The sequence below is a fragment of the Pseudomonas sp. GM84 genome, assembly GCF_000282535.1.
Classification (GTDB): Bacteria; Pseudomonadota; Gammaproteobacteria; order Pseudomonadales; family Pseudomonadaceae; genus Aquipseudomonas.
Map to the genome: position 1 here is coordinate 1 of NZ_AKJC01000086.1, position 12,889 is coordinate 12,889.

Consider the following 12,889-nt stretch of genomic DNA (forward strand, 5'->3'; position numbering starts at 1 on the left):
TACACGACGCTCTAAGCCGGCTCCCACAGGTGTTTCACAAGCCTTGAATGCTGTGCGCTCCCTGTGGGAGCAACTGTCTTGCTCAATTTCTGATAGTTGACGCGATTCCTGTGGGAGCCGGCTTGCCGGCGATGAGGCCAGTGCAATCAACCTGACCTCAAGCCACTTCCGAAATCAGTGCAGCTTCAACCGCGGCTCAGTGCCCCGCCCAATCTTGCTACCCAGCATCATCAGCGCCGTGCGGAAGAACCCATAAAGCGCCATCTGGTGCATCCGGTACAGCGACACATAGAACATCCGCGCCAGCCAGCCCTCCAGCTTCACGCTGCCCATCAGGTTACCCATCAAGTTGCCCACCGCCGAGAAGCGCGACAGCGACACGAGCGAGCCGTAATCCTTGTACTCGTAAGTCGGCAGCGCTTTGTTCTCCAGCCGCGCCTTCAAGCTCTGCGCCAGCATCGAAGCCTGCTGGTGCGCCGCCTGGGCCCGTGGCGGCACGTTACGGTCGCTGCCCGGTTGCGGGCACGCGGCGCAGTCACCGAAGGCGAAGATGTTGTCGTCGCGGGTGGTCTGCAGAGTAGGGCGCACCACCAACTGGTTGATACGGTTGGTTTCCAGCCCATCGATGTCCTTCAGGAAGCCCGGCGCACGGATACCCGCCGCCCACACCTTCAGGCTGGCCTGGATTACTTCACCGTCTTTGGTCTTCAGCCCGTCTTCGGTCACTTCGCTGACCGCAGCATTGGTCATCACCTTCACCCCGAGTTTTTCCAGGGTCTTGTGCACCGGCACACTGATGCGCTCAGGCAGGGCAGGCAGTACCCGCGGGCCGGCCTCGATCAGGGTGATGTGCATGTCCTGGGGCTGGATGCGATCCAGGCCATAGGCCGCCAGTTCGTGGGCCGCGTGGTGCAGCTCGGCCGCCAGTTCCACACCGGTGGCACCGGCGCCGACGATGGCCACACTGATCTTCTCGCTGGCCACGTCGCCAGCATGGGCGCGCAGGTAGTGATTGAGCAGCTGCTGGTGGAAGCGTTCCGCCTGCTTGCGGGTATCCAGGAACAGGCAGTGCTGCGCCGCGCCCAGAGTGCCGAAGTCGTTGGTGTTGCTGCCCACGGCGATCACCAGGGTGTCGTACGCCAGGGTGCGCGCAGGCAACAGCTCGCGGCCCTCTTCGTCGAGGGTGGCGGCCAGTTGGATCTGCTTGCCTTCACGGTCCAGCCCGCTCATGCGCCCCAGCTGGAAATTGAAGTGATTCCACTTGGCCTGGGCCACGTAGTTCAGTTCGTCATCCGAGGAGTTCAGCGAGCCGGCGGCCACTTCGTGCAGCAACGGCTTCCAGATGTGCGTGAGGTTGGCGTCGACCAGGGTGATTTCGGCCTGCTTGCGCTTGCCCAGGCTTTTACCCAGGCGGGTCGCCAGTTCCAGGCCGCCGGCGCCGCCGCCGACAATCACGATGCGATGAGTCATGGGGATATCTCATAAGGTTTACGGAATTCGTGGCCATGGCGGCCGGCCGCAAACTGCACGAGGGGAGGGCGAGCGCGAAGCAGCTCATAGCACCAGTCCACTCAACAGGCGGCTGATGAGACCCAACCCGATGGTCACCGCCAGCACCAGCACAAGGAGCAACCAAGGCCGGAATGGCCTGCGCTCGACTTGGTGCTGGGGGGCTCGCAGATACTCATCGACACGACGCTGATCTTCCGGATTCAGTCGGCTGGTCATGGTGGGCCTCGTCAGGTAGACGTATGTGACTGCATGGACGCTACAGCGTTCATGCAAGCGCTTGAATCAAATGATAATGCTTTCTATCCCTGGCGCCGAGTGTACGCCATCGCAAAGACTCTCGGCACTGGATCAAAGACTGATGCCCACGTCGAAAACGATGCTGCGCCCCAGGTTGCCGCGCAGGAAATCCGGCGCGTCGGGGTGGGCAAACAGCACCCGGGCAAACGTCGGCCCGACCAGCGACAGCGAGCGCCAGCCCTGGCGCAGGTATTCGGTGGGCGGCGGAAAGTGGGTGTTCAGGTCGAGCACTTCGCGCTTGAGGCTGGCGAAGGCGATGATGTCCAGCTCGTTCAGGTCCAGCCCACGTTCACGGTAGTTATGCGCCTTCTTGCGCAAGGTCGGTGCCAGCCGTGCCAGCAGCTCGCTGGCGGCGATCCGCCTGGGCCGCGCCTCGCGGCGTACCAGCTGGGCCAGGGAAAAGGCGCTGCGCCGACGCTGCAGTTCTTCGCGCCATTCGTCATTGAGCCGGCGCCCTTCATCCAGCACGAAAAACACCTCGAATGCGGCATCGCGGAACAGCACGTCCGGCGGCTCCTGGCCGGCCGGGGTGAAGTCCTCGCTGCGATAGGGAATGTTCAGCCCCTGCAGCAGACGCTGGCATACCCAACGTTCCCGCTCCCACTTGCGTGCATTGGAGAGGAAAGCATTGGCTTGTTCGGCCTGGATGGTGAGCAGGCGCAGGTAGTCTGAGTCATCCATGGAGACAAGCTTAGTCGCTAAACCATGACGATAAGATGCTGTTTTCCAATGGGTGTAGACTCAGGCATATCCACATGGCAGCAAGGGGCATGCGTCAGGTGATCAGTGCGCAGGTGTTGTCCGACACCAGCCTCAGCGTCGGCTGGCTGGTTTACGTTCCTTTGTTGCTGTGGGCAGCCAGTCGCACCCGCTGGGTGGAACTGTTCGCCGACAGGCGCAGGCAGCACCTGCTTTTCGGCACGGTGTTCTGCCTGTTTGCCCTGTGGCTGGTGCGGCGAGACTTCGATACCGGCGTGTCGTATCACTTCATTGGCATGACCGCGGTGACCTTGCTGCTGGATTGGCCGCTGGCGATTCTGGGGGGATTCTTCGCCCAGCTCGGGTTGCTGGCGCTTGGGCGGCAGGACCTGGCGGCGCTGGGCGTGAACGGGTTGTTGCTGGTGGGGCTGCCGGTGCTGATTACCGAGGTGTGCGCCATCCTGGTCGAGCGTGCGCAGCCGCGTAACCTGTTCGTCTATATCTTCTGTTCGGGTTTTTTCCCGGCCGCGCTTACGGTGTTGGTGTGCCTGTTGGCGGCGCTGGGTTTGCTGTGGCTGGACGGGCGCTTCGCCATGCCGGAGTGGCTGAGCGACTTTGTGGGCTACCTGTGGTTGATGATGTTCCCGGAGGCGTTCATCAACGGCATGGTGATCAGTGCCTTGGTGGTGTTTTGCCCGGAATGGCTGGAAACGTTCAACCGCACCCGATATCTGCAGGCGCCGTGGAAGGATGATGAGCGATAATTTTGTAGTGGCTTGGCTGGCCTCTTCGCGGGACAAGCCCGCTCCCACAGGATGACCACAGCTTCCAGAATCTGAGGTGTACCTGTGGGAGCGGGCTTGTCCCGCGAAGAGGCCGCAACAGGCAGCTGCTTAGTGCCGCGGCTCCAGATCCCCCGAATACAGCTCATCCTCAGACTCTTCAGCCCCCGGAATCTTGTGCTCCTCAGCCGCCCAGGCCCCCAGATCGATCAACTTGCAACGATCAGAACAGAACGGCCGGAACGCGTTCTTCTCGTTCCATTCCACAGGTGCGCCACAGGTCGGGCAATCGACGGTCAATGGCTTGCTCATGGCTGGCCTCCTCGTAAAGTCAGGTAAAAGTGGTGCAATCGGTCGATCTGCCCATGCAACGCGGCCAGGTCGCTGTCGTTGACCACCACATCATCGGCATGGCGCAGGCGCTCCTCGCGGGCCAGCTGGGCCTTGAGAATCGCCTGCACCTGCTCGGCGCTGGTGTTGTCGCGCTGCAAGGTGCGTGACACCTGCAACGCCTGCGGCGCATCGATCACCAGCACGCGCTGGGTCTTAAGGTGCTGGCCAGACTCGATCAGCAGCGGCGACACATACACCGCATAAGGCGATTCGGCCTTGGCCAGGTAGCTGAAGATCTCCTGCCCGATCAGCGGGTGCAGCAGCTGCTCCAGCCATTTGCGCTGAGCCGGGTCGGCAAAGATCAGCTGGCGCAAGGCCGCACGGTCGAGCTGGCCGTCTTCCAGCAATACGCCAGGGCCGAAGCGCTCGACGATGCTGGCCAGGGCCGGGCGGCCAGGCTCGACGACCCAGCGCGCCGCCTGGTCGGCATCGACCAGGTGCACGCCAAGCTCGACGAAGCGTTCGGCGGCAGCGCTCTTGCCGCTGCCAATGCCGCCTGTAAGGCCGAGAATCCAGGGTGTGAAGGCTGGAGTGGTCATCAGAATCCAAGCAGTTGCAGGTATGAGGCGTATATTTCATCACCCCAGAGCACAGCAATCCACCCCGCAATGGCCAGATAAGGGCCAAAGGGTATCGCCACGCTCACCGGACGATGTCGCAGGCGCAGCAGGCACAGGCCGATAATCGCGCCCAGCAGCGACGACAGCAGCAGGGTCAAAGGCAATATCTGCCAACCTGCCCAGGCACCGATCAGCGCCAGCAGCTTGAAGTCGCCGTACCCCATGCCTTCCTTGCCGGTCACCAGCTTGAACAGCCAGTACACCGTCCACAGGCTGAGGTACCCGGCCACCGCGCCCCACAGGGCCTCGGTCAATGGCACGAAGATGCCGAAGGCATTGACGATCAGCCCCAGCCACAGCATCGGCAGCACCAGCACGTCCGGCAACAGGCCGTGGTCGGCATCGATCAGGCTCAGGGCCAGCAGGCACCAGGTCAAGGGCAGCGCCAGCAAGGCTTCGAGCGAGGCGCCGAAACGCCAGGCCACCACCAGAGACAGCAACGCGCAGGCAACTTCCACCAGTGGATAACGCAGGCGGATCGCGCCTTTGCAGGCCGAGCAGCGTCCGCGCAGCGCCAGGTAGCTCAGCAGCGGGATGTTCTCCCACGCGCGAATGCGGTGCCCGCAATGCGGGCAATGGGAGGCGGGCAGGCACAGATCGAAGCGCGCGTGCTCATCGGGTACCAGCCCCAGCACCTCCTGGGCTTCACGCTGCCATTGCCGGTTCAGCATGATCGGCAGGCGATACACCAGCACGTTGAGAAAGCTGCCCACCAACAGGCCGAGCAAGGTCGCCAAGGTGATGAAGTACGCCGGCTGCTCAGCCAGGAAAGTCGATAAAGTCATCAGATCAAACTACCCAACTGGAAGATCGGCAGGTACATCGCCACTACCAGGCCGCCTACCAGCACGCCCAGGATCGCCACGATGGCCGGCTCCAGCAGGCTGGTCAACTGGTCCAGCGACTGGCTGACCTGTTCCTCGTAATGGCTGGCGGCTTTATCCAGCATCTGGTCCAGGGTGCCGCTGGATTCGCCGATGGCCGTGAGCTGAATCAGCAGCGGTGGAAACATCGGTTCTGCCGCCATCGCCTGGTGTAGTCCCTGACCATTGGCCATGCCCTGGCGCAGGCGCAGCACCGCCTGTTGCTGCAGGTCGCCACCACAGGCACCGGCCACAGTGCCCAACGCATCCAGCAACGGCACCCCGGCGGCATACGCCGTCCCCAGGCTGCGGGCAAAGCGCGCCAGCGCGGCCTGCCCAATCAACCGGCCGAACACCGGTAAACGCAGCACCTGTCGAGATATCCACAGGCGTGCTGGCGCATGCTTGCGATACAGCGCATTCACACCCAGGCACAGCGCCACGGAAGTTATCAACAACAGCGGCGCATGGCGCCCCAGCCCTGTGGATAAATCGATGACCCATTGGGTGAAGGCCGGCAATGCCGCATCGAAGCCGGCGAAAAGGCTCTGAAAACGTGGAATCACTTCCAGCAACAAGATCGCCGATACGCCCAGGCCGGTGAGCAACAGCAGCAGGGGATAGAGCATCGCCTTGCGCACTTTCTTGAACAGCGCCTGACGTTGCTCCAGCATGCCCGCCAGCTGTTCCAGTTGCCGGTCCAGCGTGCCGGACTGCTCACCCACCCGCACCAGGTTGCAGTACAACCCATCGAACCAGCTCGGCTGGCGCTGCATCGCATCCGCCATCCCCAGCCCCGCGCCTACATCCTGTTGCAACCGCTGCAGCAACGCCGCTTGCCCGGCATCGCAGCCGCTGCGGCCCATCACCTCAAATGCTTGCAGCAGCGGCACGCCCGCCTTGAGCAACGTCGCCAACTGCCGGCTGAAACCCGCCGGGTCACGTTTCTCCCGCGCCTTCGGCCAGCGCCAGTCCAGCCCCCCGGCCGGCCGCAAGCGCGCAACGCGAATGCCCTGGCGCTGCAGCCCGGCACGCACATACGCCGGGCTGCGCCCGCTCATCTGGCCACTGACGGCTGCGCCACTGGCATCGGTGCCGTGCCAGGCGTAACGCTGAGTCGAATGCTTCATGCAAAAGGTCCTTTTTTGCCCGTGCGACAAGCCTGGAAACAGCTTGCCGAGTCCCTGAAGGGGCGCACTTCCCTGATGCTCACTAGAGTAGTTCAGCGACGCTGACGCCCGGACGGGCAGGGGTGACAAAAGGTGTCTGTTCAGGCCTACTGCGCCGCTGCCAGCCGGGGTCGAGCCTGACCTCACCGAGTATGCGAATCAAAAAGGAAAACGTTCATGAAAGGGCAACGCGGTATCACCCTGATCGAACTGATGATCGTCGTGGCGATCATCGGCATTCTGGCGACCATCGCCATCCCGATGTACACCAACCACCAGGCCCGCGCCAAGGCCGCTGCCGGGTTGCTGGAGATTTCCGCGCTGAAGACCGCGATGGACCTGCGCTTGAACGAAGGCAAGGACGTTGCCGACGTAGCGGCGTTGGGCGGGCAGGCTGCCACTTCCCATTGCGCCATTACTGCACGCGGCACCGCCGCCACCGGCAGCGCCACTATCGATTGCACCCTGGCCGATGCGCCGGCCATTGTGCTCGGCAAGACCCTGACGCTGACCCGTTCGGCCACGGGGTGGAGTTGCACGACCAACATCGAGGAAGACCTGGCGCCGAACGGCTGCAAGGCATCTTGAGGGCGGGGTAATTAGTCAGGGGAAACAGGGGTTTGCGTAACGGCTGCGGCAGTGGTACGTTGCGCTACACGCCGGTGTAGCTCAGTCGGTAGAGCAGCGCACTCGTAACGCGAAGGTCGCAGGTTCGATTCCTGTCTCCGGCACCAGTCAATAGGTTCATGCAGTGCCAAGCAGTTGCATGAAACCCCTCAGAAGCCCGCCTATTGCGGGCTTTCTGTTTCATGCGGTGCCATCCGATCCCATCCCAGCCCTTGCTATCTGAGTACCCCAGCGAGTACCTTTGCGCTGTTCAATAATCTATGGGTACTCGCATGCCTTTGACAGTGCTGCAAGTGAAGAACGCTGCACCCCGCGAAAAGGACTTTGGCCTTCCTGACGGAGGTGGCTTATTCCTCTGGATTCGAGCCGGCGGCGGCAAGTCTTGGCGCTTCCGTTTCAGGCTGGACGGTAAGCAGTCACACATTTCTTTGGGCACTATCGACAACGTTACGTTGGCGCAGGCTCGCCAGCTTGCATTTGATGCACGCCAGCTGGTTTCACAGGGGCGGCATCCGGGCCTTGAGAGAAAGGTCGCTCGGGCCCAGGCGGCAATTTCTCGTGCCAATACCTTCAAAAGTCTCGCATTGGAGTGGCATCAGCATAAGTCTGCACGCTGGTCAGAAGGGTATGCGACTGACGTCATCGAGGCTTTTGAGCTGGACATCTTTCCGCAGGTTGGAAGCTTGCCTCTGTCTGAGATCAAGCCTATGCAGTGGTTACAGGTCTTCCGGCGAATAGAGTCACGTGGGGCTTTGGAAAAGCTACGCAAGGTTCGACAGCGCTGCCAAGAGGTGTACCGCTTTGCGATTGCCACCGGCAGGGTCGAGTACAACCCCATTGCAGATATCGGAGGGGCACTTCAAACGCCTACCTCACGGCACTACCCCTTCCTTCCTATCGCGGAAATCCCAGATCTGATTCGAGGCTTCCAGGCGTGCCCAGGGCATGACGTGGTAAAAATTGCTACCCGTTTGCTGATTCTCACTGGTGTACGGACTGCTGAGCTCAGAGGGGCGCCGTGGTCTGAGTTTGACCTCGAAAATGCCCTTTGGACGATTCCGGCTCAGCGGATGAAAATGCGCCGGGCCCATCTAGTTCCTCTGCCGAAACAAGCTGTGTCTGCACTGCGTGAGCTAGAAAGCATCACCGGTGGCTACACGCTCGCATTTCCTGGTCGGAATGACCCCGCTAAGCCGATGAGCGAGGCCGCCATCAATCAGCTGCTGAAACGCTCGGGTTACGACGGCAGAGCCACAGGGCATGGATTCCGTCACACAATGTCCACCACCCTGCATGAGCAGGGGTACCGCAGCGAGTGGGTGGAAACCCAACTGGCGCATGTGGACAAGAACAGTATTCGAGGAACCTATAATCACGCTCAGTACCTTGAAGGGCGTCGTGAAATGCTTCAGTGGTATGCCAACCATTTAGATGCTTTGTCGTGTGGGGCTGCCGAGATTTCTATTAAAGGAAGAGAGTGTGCACAGTGAGTGATGATTTTATGCGCCTGTGTGATCTGGTGCCGAGATACGCTCGATTCCACAAAATTAGACCGCAAGAAGCTGCATACGCGCTGTATGAACTGATTGAGAGATTATATGTCGAGTACGGTGTAAATCGGTTTCTTCCCAATTCGGTTAATGATGTTTTTTGGGTTGGTTGTTTTGGAAGTCATGACCGATCCCCCAGAACTCATGTGATCTATTTTCAGGAGTTGAGCAAGTATTTCTACGAGCTTTTTTGCTCGCCGAGCAAAGGTGATAAAAATAAACTGAGCTGCTATTGTGAGGAGGCACAGCGGTCGATAGATGTTCCTGATAGTGTAGTTTATTTTTCAGGGTCCGTCTTAGTAGAGTGGATTTTGAATGCAGGGTTTGAAAGTCCAGATTTTCTGTTAAGTACTAATTTAGCTGAGAAAGCTAAGGGTAGGAGCGATGGCGGGCTCAACGAGCAGGAGTTGGGTACTGTCATCAAGATTGTAAATGGTCTGGTTGATATAATAAAGGCAGTTGATAAGGCTCATCGCGAGTCGCCGACTAATTATGATGATAAGGTTAGCTCAAGTAATATCAAACGTTATGCCTGTACGCTCAGTAACCCGCCGCGTAAGAATTCTGATGTGTGCTCTACCTTGATAGCTCTCGCGGAGGAGGCTGGAGTTGACATGCCTTCATATCATGGAACCATGCGAAAATATATGGGTATCCAGTCCAAGTCCGATACAAAGGCGTGACTTATCCATAGCGAAAATCTTGAGGAACCCTATGAGAATTTGAGGTTCCTCATGACTCCTCTACTGCGGTGCCATTGAATGCCTAGCCATCCAATCCGGCCTCAGGAGGCCCTATAGATGGCTAACCAATCTGTTTCACCTTTGTTGCTTCGCCTGCCGGGAGTCTGTGCCCTAGTAGGGCTAAGCAAGTCTCAGATCTACCGTTTGATTCGAGCCGGCGAGTTTCCTCCTGGAATCTCTCTCGGAGCGAATTCTGTAGCATGGCCTGCCGAGCAGGTACAGGCTTGGGTAGCGGATAAAATCAGTTCCTCTGTTCGTTAACGATGGCTACAAATCCGCCACTTCCACCACGCGTAAATATCAAGATAGAGGAGCTTAGAAAGAGCTCTATTGCTAGGCGTAAAGAAAAAGATAAGTACGTTGAGGTCGAGCTTGAAGCCAAGCGAGAATCACTACCAAACTGGTCCGACTCAGTTAGGCGTGTACCTAATGTGGCTCTTAGATCGGCGTTGTTTGGGGCCATGAGGAAGGGGGCGCGTCCTTATGTTGAACAAATGGAGGTCAATGCGCTAGGTAGTGTCAGTATCCTCTATACAGGTGCTCTCCTTGATCAAGGTGATTTGGACGTTTGGGCAGCAGTTCTACATTTGGCGCGAATGCAAGAGTTGGGAGTGGAGTGCAGAATTACTGCCTACCGCATTTTAAAAGTTTTGGGGAAAACCGATTCGGGTAAAAATCGTCGTGTCTTGGACCTGAGCATCAGCCGCTTGAAAGCCACGGCTTTGCAGGTTAAGGTTGGTCGGTACGCATATGAAGGCAGCTTGATTCATGAGGTTTATCGCGATCATCATGAGCGTAGTGAACGAATTTATGTCGTACGATTAAATCCGAAGCTCGGAGTGTTCTTTCGTGAAGATCAATTCACCGATGTAGATTTGTCAATAAGGTATGCGCTGCGCGGTAAGCCGCTTGCACAGTGGCTACATGGGTTTTATTCCAGTCACGCACGGCCATATGATCTTAAAGTCGAAACTTTGCATAGGTTGTGCAGAAGTCGTGCAAGCTCCTTGATTGATTTTAAAAAGGACTTGCTGAAGTCTCTTGAGGCAGTAAAGCAAGCAAGTGCCAATGTTGGTAGACCGTTTAGCTATCTTGTTGAAGCTCATTTGGTCCAAGTTAAGACGACTCCTAGCGCCTCTCAAAAGCGGCACCTAGATAAGAAACGCTGATACCGTCCCAGTCCCGCTGGTACCGTTTCAGCACTCCTGCTCGTAACGTACCAGCCTTCTACTTATAAAGTTCCAGCACTCCTGCCGATGCCGTTCCAGTGCTCCTGTCGATACCGTTCCAGCACTCCTGCCGATGCCGTTCCAGCACCCCTGTCGATACCGTTCCAGCGCTCCTGCCGATACCGTTCCAGCGCTCCTGTCGATACCGTTCCAGCACCCCTGCCGATACCGTTCCAGCACTCCTGCCGATACCGTTCCAGCACCCCTGCCGATACCGTTCCAGCGCTCCTGTCGATACCGTTCCAGCACCCCTGCCGATGCCGTTCCAGCACCCCTGAATACCGTTCTAGCACCCTTAGAATACCGTTCTGACACCCCCGCCATTACCGTTCCAGCACCCCTTGGACGACTTGAAAAATCGCGCTCCAGCCCAGTAGGAATAGGGTGTCGGCCGTACCACGGGAGGCTGCTAATCTCTTACTAATCAAATCTAATCGCTGCTTTGCAGTTGGGTTCTAGTAACTGACTATGAGAAGAGATTGCGATCCCTCTGGAGGGCTTGTTTCACGACTGCGGCCGTCGCATCGTCGCCAGTAGCCCATGTCTCCATCAGCACGTTTAGGTAAGCGATGCGGTCGTGCATCAACTTGACCTGTCTCTGATCGTCAGAGGCGGCCTTAATCGCGGCGTCTCGCTCTTGGTCTGCGATACCGAGAATCTGCATAAGGCTAGCTACCTCACGTCGATGATGCGTTGCAGTTGCAGCTAAGCGCTCAAGGTGCAGCTGTTCGAGAGCTTCAATTTCTTCGCCTTGTTCTCTGTGCAGAGCTAGCTGTCGCTGAGTGCTGGCATCCAGCAATGTTTCAGTTTGCGATATAGCTTTTTTGCTCTCGATAAGTAGGAGGAGGAGCACGACAATTAGAATGAGCGAAGCACCTAAAACGAAGAGAAGGCAGCTGTGAATCAGGGTTGGATCGACGGGGGTGCTCAACGTAGATAGACCTCGGTAATCTCAGGGCGGAAGTGGCCCAGTTCCTGTGAGACCACCTCCAAGGCTTGTTTCCGTGGGAGATGACGTTGTAGTGAAGCCATTCGCTCTTGAGCGTACGTGTGCCGTAATCCATGTGCGCCATTTGACCAGCCGAGAGCTTCCTTCGAGGCAGTGCTGACGCTTTTGCTCCAAGGCTGGCCGCCGCCTATTGCATAGAATTGCTGGTAGTTGATGCCGCGATCCGTTACGACCCGTGGTGCCGCCAGCCGGGTCCTCTCTAATCGTTGAGCCAGCGGAATCGGGATACGCACCTCACGAACCAGTCCACCTTTGCCGTGAACGGTGTAGCTGATCGTGGTTTCCCGAATTCCCGTAAATTTCATCGCGTGCGTTGGACGTTCATCCGCTACACGGCGATGAGTTCTTTGGAGGCTCAGCAATTCATGAGCACGGAGACCCGCTGCGTATGCAATCTCTGTCGCGAGCGAGTTGTGAGGAGCTTGCCGAGAGGCGATCAGCGTCATCTGCTCGCGGTTATATGCTCGTGTTTGGTTGGCCAAACGGCGACCCAAAGTCGGGTGCTCTTTCGTGCTAGTACGAGCGGTCGCGCTGCTCTTGATTACTTCTAGAGTCTGGCCTAGCGGCAGTTTTAGGGTGACGTGCTGCATCATGGCCTGGAGAGCCTGACGCTCCATATCCAATGTTTTCTGGCCCACGGTCGTCGCTCTTTGCTGCAGGTAGCTAATAGCGCGATCAGGAGTCATTTCACGAAGGCTGCCTAAGCGATGCTCCTGTAGGTAAGCGGTGATGCGTACCAACCGCTGCTCGTAGTTACGGACAGTGCCCACGGATCGAATGTGGGTGCCCTGGAGCTTTTTCATCACGGATGCAGCTTGCTTTGTAGGCTTGGCAAACTTAGCCACTCAGGCGATTCCGATGTAGCCATCGGTGCACTGTAGAGCGCTGAATCTTGATACCTTTTTCTGCTATCCAGCGTTGCAGTTCAGTGCCATTGCAGCCTGCGGAATCAAGCTGCAACAGCTCGTACTTATAGTTATCCAGCAATGAGCGACGTTGGGCATAGGTTCGGGGTTTTCTCCGAATCCTAGATTCGGCCTTGAGGCGTGCAGTAATGCTCTGCGCATCGAATTCGCTCATGGGATTCTCTCTATCAGGTGTAAGAACTCCTGACCGTTGCCGGTTCAGCGACACACCATCCGTAGATGGTTCGTTGTGTGCCTGTTCGCCCCCCTTAGTATGAGATGCAGGCGGGGACTGTTCACGCCTACTCGGATTCTCCGAGTGAGTTCCTGAGTGTCCGCTCAGGTTCGGCTGCCATTGGGTCTGGCTGACCATGTTGGGTTGTCTTCTCTCCTCAAGTGATTGGCCGTTGATGGTCCCGATATGTAGTCGGCGTTGGGCCGGGCACACACGCGATGACGCAAGTGTGGCCGATGGGCTAATGCCCGCGATG

16 protein-coding genes and 1 tRNA gene are annotated in these 12,889 nt (G+C 58.2%); 7 read left to right on the top strand and 10 right to left on the bottom strand.

What is annotated here, in order from left to right; translation table 11 throughout:
• Positions 1-174 precede the first annotated feature (174 nt).
• The 3 genes from PMI38_RS06435 to PMI38_RS06445 form a co-directional block, all read right to left on the bottom strand.
• Positions 175-1,470, bottom strand: coding sequence for an NAD(P)/FAD-dependent oxidoreductase (locus PMI38_RS06435; protein WP_008091950.1), 1,296 nt, complete (start codon positions 1,468-1,470; stop codon positions 175-177).
• Positions 1,471-1,554: 84 nt separating this feature from the next.
• Positions 1,555-1,728: a DUF3094 domain-containing protein gene (locus PMI38_RS06440; protein WP_008091951.1), complete on the bottom strand. Its 174-nt coding sequence runs from the start codon at positions 1,726-1,728 to the stop codon at positions 1,555-1,557.
• A 132-nt stretch (positions 1,729-1,860) separates the two neighbouring features.
• Positions 1,861-2,490 carry a DUF1780 domain-containing protein gene (locus tag PMI38_RS06445; protein WP_008091953.1) on the bottom strand — a complete coding sequence of 210 codons (630 nt, stop codon included), beginning with the start codon at positions 2,488-2,490 and terminating at the stop codon, positions 1,861-1,863.
• Between the two features lie 74 nt (positions 2,491-2,564).
• Here PMI38_RS06445 and PMI38_RS06450 point away from each other — a divergent pair, with 74 nt between their 5' ends.
• Positions 2,565-3,272 (top strand): energy-coupling factor ABC transporter permease, encoded by a 708-nt coding sequence (locus tag PMI38_RS06450; protein ID WP_008091955.1) that lies wholly within the window; start codon positions 2,565-2,567, stop codon positions 3,270-3,272.
• Between the two features lie 129 nt (positions 3,273-3,401).
• On the opposite strand, the gene yacG is transcribed toward PMI38_RS06450, so the two are convergent.
• Genes yacG through PMI38_RS06470 form a run of 4 tightly spaced genes read right to left on the bottom strand, consistent with a single transcriptional unit; the run spans position 3,402 to position 6,296 of the window.
• Complete coding sequence (gene yacG, locus PMI38_RS06455; RefSeq protein ID WP_008091956.1) at positions 3,402-3,602, bottom strand: DNA gyrase inhibitor YacG; 201 nt, start codon at positions 3,600-3,602, stop codon at positions 3,402-3,404.
• A complete protein-coding gene (gene coaE / locus PMI38_RS06460) occupies positions 3,599-4,222 on the bottom strand; it encodes a dephospho-CoA kinase (protein ID WP_008091958.1) in 624 nt (207 codons plus the stop codon). Before coaE ends, yacG begins: the two co-directional genes overlap by 4 nt.
• Entirely contained in the window at positions 4,222-5,088 is an 867-nt protein-coding gene (locus tag PMI38_RS06465) for a prepilin peptidase (RefSeq protein WP_008091960.1), read from the bottom strand. Before PMI38_RS06465 ends, coaE begins: the two co-directional genes overlap by 1 nt.
• The gene (locus tag PMI38_RS06470) at positions 5,088-6,296 is read right to left on the bottom strand and encodes a type II secretion system F family protein (protein WP_008091963.1); all 1,209 of its coding nucleotides are present in this window, start codon (positions 6,294-6,296) and stop codon (positions 5,088-5,090) included. The genes PMI38_RS06465 and PMI38_RS06470 overlap by 1 nt, the downstream gene beginning before the upstream one ends.
• Positions 6,297-6,512: 216 nt before the next feature.
• Between PMI38_RS06470 and PMI38_RS06475 the strand changes: the two genes are divergently transcribed.
• The 6 genes from PMI38_RS06475 (at position 6,513) to trfA (ending at position 10,424) form a co-directional block, all read left to right on the top strand.
• Entirely contained in the window at positions 6,513-6,923 is a 411-nt protein-coding gene (locus PMI38_RS06475) for a pilin (RefSeq protein ID WP_008091964.1), read from the top strand.
• A gap of 70 nt (positions 6,924-6,993) precedes the next feature.
• A tRNA-Thr gene (locus tag PMI38_RS06480) sits at positions 6,994-7,069 on the top strand.
• A gap of 165 nt (positions 7,070-7,234) precedes the next feature.
• The gene (locus PMI38_RS06485) at positions 7,235-8,452 is read left to right on the top strand and encodes a tyrosine-type recombinase/integrase (protein ID WP_050548574.1); all 1,218 of its coding nucleotides are present in this window, start codon (positions 7,235-7,237) and stop codon (positions 8,450-8,452) included.
• The gene (locus tag PMI38_RS27050) at positions 8,449-9,195 is read left to right on the top strand and encodes a hypothetical protein (RefSeq protein ID WP_157214854.1); all 747 of its coding nucleotides are present in this window, start codon (positions 8,449-8,451) and stop codon (positions 9,193-9,195) included. The genes PMI38_RS06485 and PMI38_RS27050 overlap by 4 nt, the downstream gene beginning before the upstream one ends.
• Positions 9,196-9,312: 117 nt before the next feature.
• A complete protein-coding gene (locus tag PMI38_RS26470) occupies positions 9,313-9,516 on the top strand; it encodes a helix-turn-helix transcriptional regulator (RefSeq protein WP_081502512.1) in 204 nt (67 codons plus the stop codon).
• Between the two features lie 2 nt (positions 9,517-9,518).
• Positions 9,519-10,424, top strand: a complete 906-nt coding sequence (gene trfA, locus PMI38_RS26475) for a plasmid replication initiator TrfA (protein ID WP_008091971.1) — start codon at positions 9,519-9,521, stop codon at positions 10,422-10,424.
• A 526-nt stretch (positions 10,425-10,950) separates the two neighbouring features.
• Here trfA and PMI38_RS06490 read toward each other — a convergent pair.
• Genes PMI38_RS06490 through PMI38_RS26480 form a run of 3 tightly spaced genes read right to left on the bottom strand, consistent with a single transcriptional unit; the run spans position 10,951 to position 12,573 of the window.
• The gene (locus PMI38_RS06490) at positions 10,951-11,415 is read right to left on the bottom strand and encodes a hypothetical protein (RefSeq protein WP_043273157.1); all 465 of its coding nucleotides are present in this window, start codon (positions 11,413-11,415) and stop codon (positions 10,951-10,953) included.
• Complete coding sequence (locus PMI38_RS06495; protein ID WP_043273159.1) at positions 11,412-12,338, bottom strand: site-specific integrase; 927 nt, start codon at positions 12,336-12,338, stop codon at positions 11,412-11,414. The genes PMI38_RS06490 and PMI38_RS06495 overlap by 4 nt, the downstream gene beginning before the upstream one ends.
• The gene (locus PMI38_RS26480; RefSeq protein ID WP_008091975.1) at positions 12,331-12,573 is read right to left on the bottom strand and encodes a hypothetical protein; all 243 of its coding nucleotides are present in this window, start codon (positions 12,571-12,573) and stop codon (positions 12,331-12,333) included. The genes PMI38_RS06495 and PMI38_RS26480 overlap by 8 nt, the downstream gene beginning before the upstream one ends.
• Positions 12,574-12,889: the final 316 nt, after the last annotated feature.

Excerpts from the sequence above, each read along its gene's own strand:
- PMI38_RS06435 (WP_008091950.1), bottom strand. The coding sequence starts at position 1,470 with ATGACTCATCGCATCGTGATTGTCGGCGGCGGCGCCGGCGGCCTGGAA.
- PMI38_RS06440 (WP_008091951.1), bottom strand. The coding sequence starts at position 1,728 with ATGACCAGCCGACTGAATCCGGAAGATCAGCGTCGTGTCGATGAGTAT.
- PMI38_RS06445 (WP_008091953.1), bottom strand. The coding sequence starts at position 2,490 with ATGGATGACTCAGACTACCTGCGCCTGCTCACCATCCAGGCCGAACAA.
- PMI38_RS06450 (WP_008091955.1), top strand. The coding sequence starts at position 2,565 with ATGGCAGCAAGGGGCATGCGTCAGGTGATCAGTGCGCAGGTGTTGTCC.
- yacG (WP_008091956.1), bottom strand. The coding sequence starts at position 3,602 with ATGAGCAAGCCATTGACCGTCGATTGCCCGACCTGTGGCGCACCTGTG.
- coaE (WP_008091958.1), bottom strand. The coding sequence starts at position 4,222 with ATGACCACTCCAGCCTTCACACCCTGGATTCTCGGCCTTACAGGCGGC.
- PMI38_RS06465 (WP_008091960.1), bottom strand. The coding sequence starts at position 5,088 with ATGACTTTATCGACTTTCCTGGCTGAGCAGCCGGCGTACTTCATCACC.
- PMI38_RS06470 (WP_008091963.1), bottom strand. The coding sequence starts at position 6,296 with ATGAAGCATTCGACTCAGCGTTACGCCTGGCACGGCACCGATGCCAGT.
- PMI38_RS06475 (WP_008091964.1), top strand. The coding sequence starts at position 6,513 with ATGAAAGGGCAACGCGGTATCACCCTGATCGAACTGATGATCGTCGTG.
- PMI38_RS06485 (WP_050548574.1), top strand. The coding sequence starts at position 7,235 with ATGCCTTTGACAGTGCTGCAAGTGAAGAACGCTGCACCCCGCGAAAAG.
- PMI38_RS26470 (WP_081502512.1), top strand. The coding sequence starts at position 9,313 with ATGGCTAACCAATCTGTTTCACCTTTGTTGCTTCGCCTGCCGGGAGTC.
- trfA (WP_008091971.1), top strand. The coding sequence starts at position 9,519 with ATGGCTACAAATCCGCCACTTCCACCACGCGTAAATATCAAGATAGAG.
- PMI38_RS26480 (WP_008091975.1), bottom strand. The coding sequence starts at position 12,573 with ATGAGCGAATTCGATGCGCAGAGCATTACTGCACGCCTCAAGGCCGAA.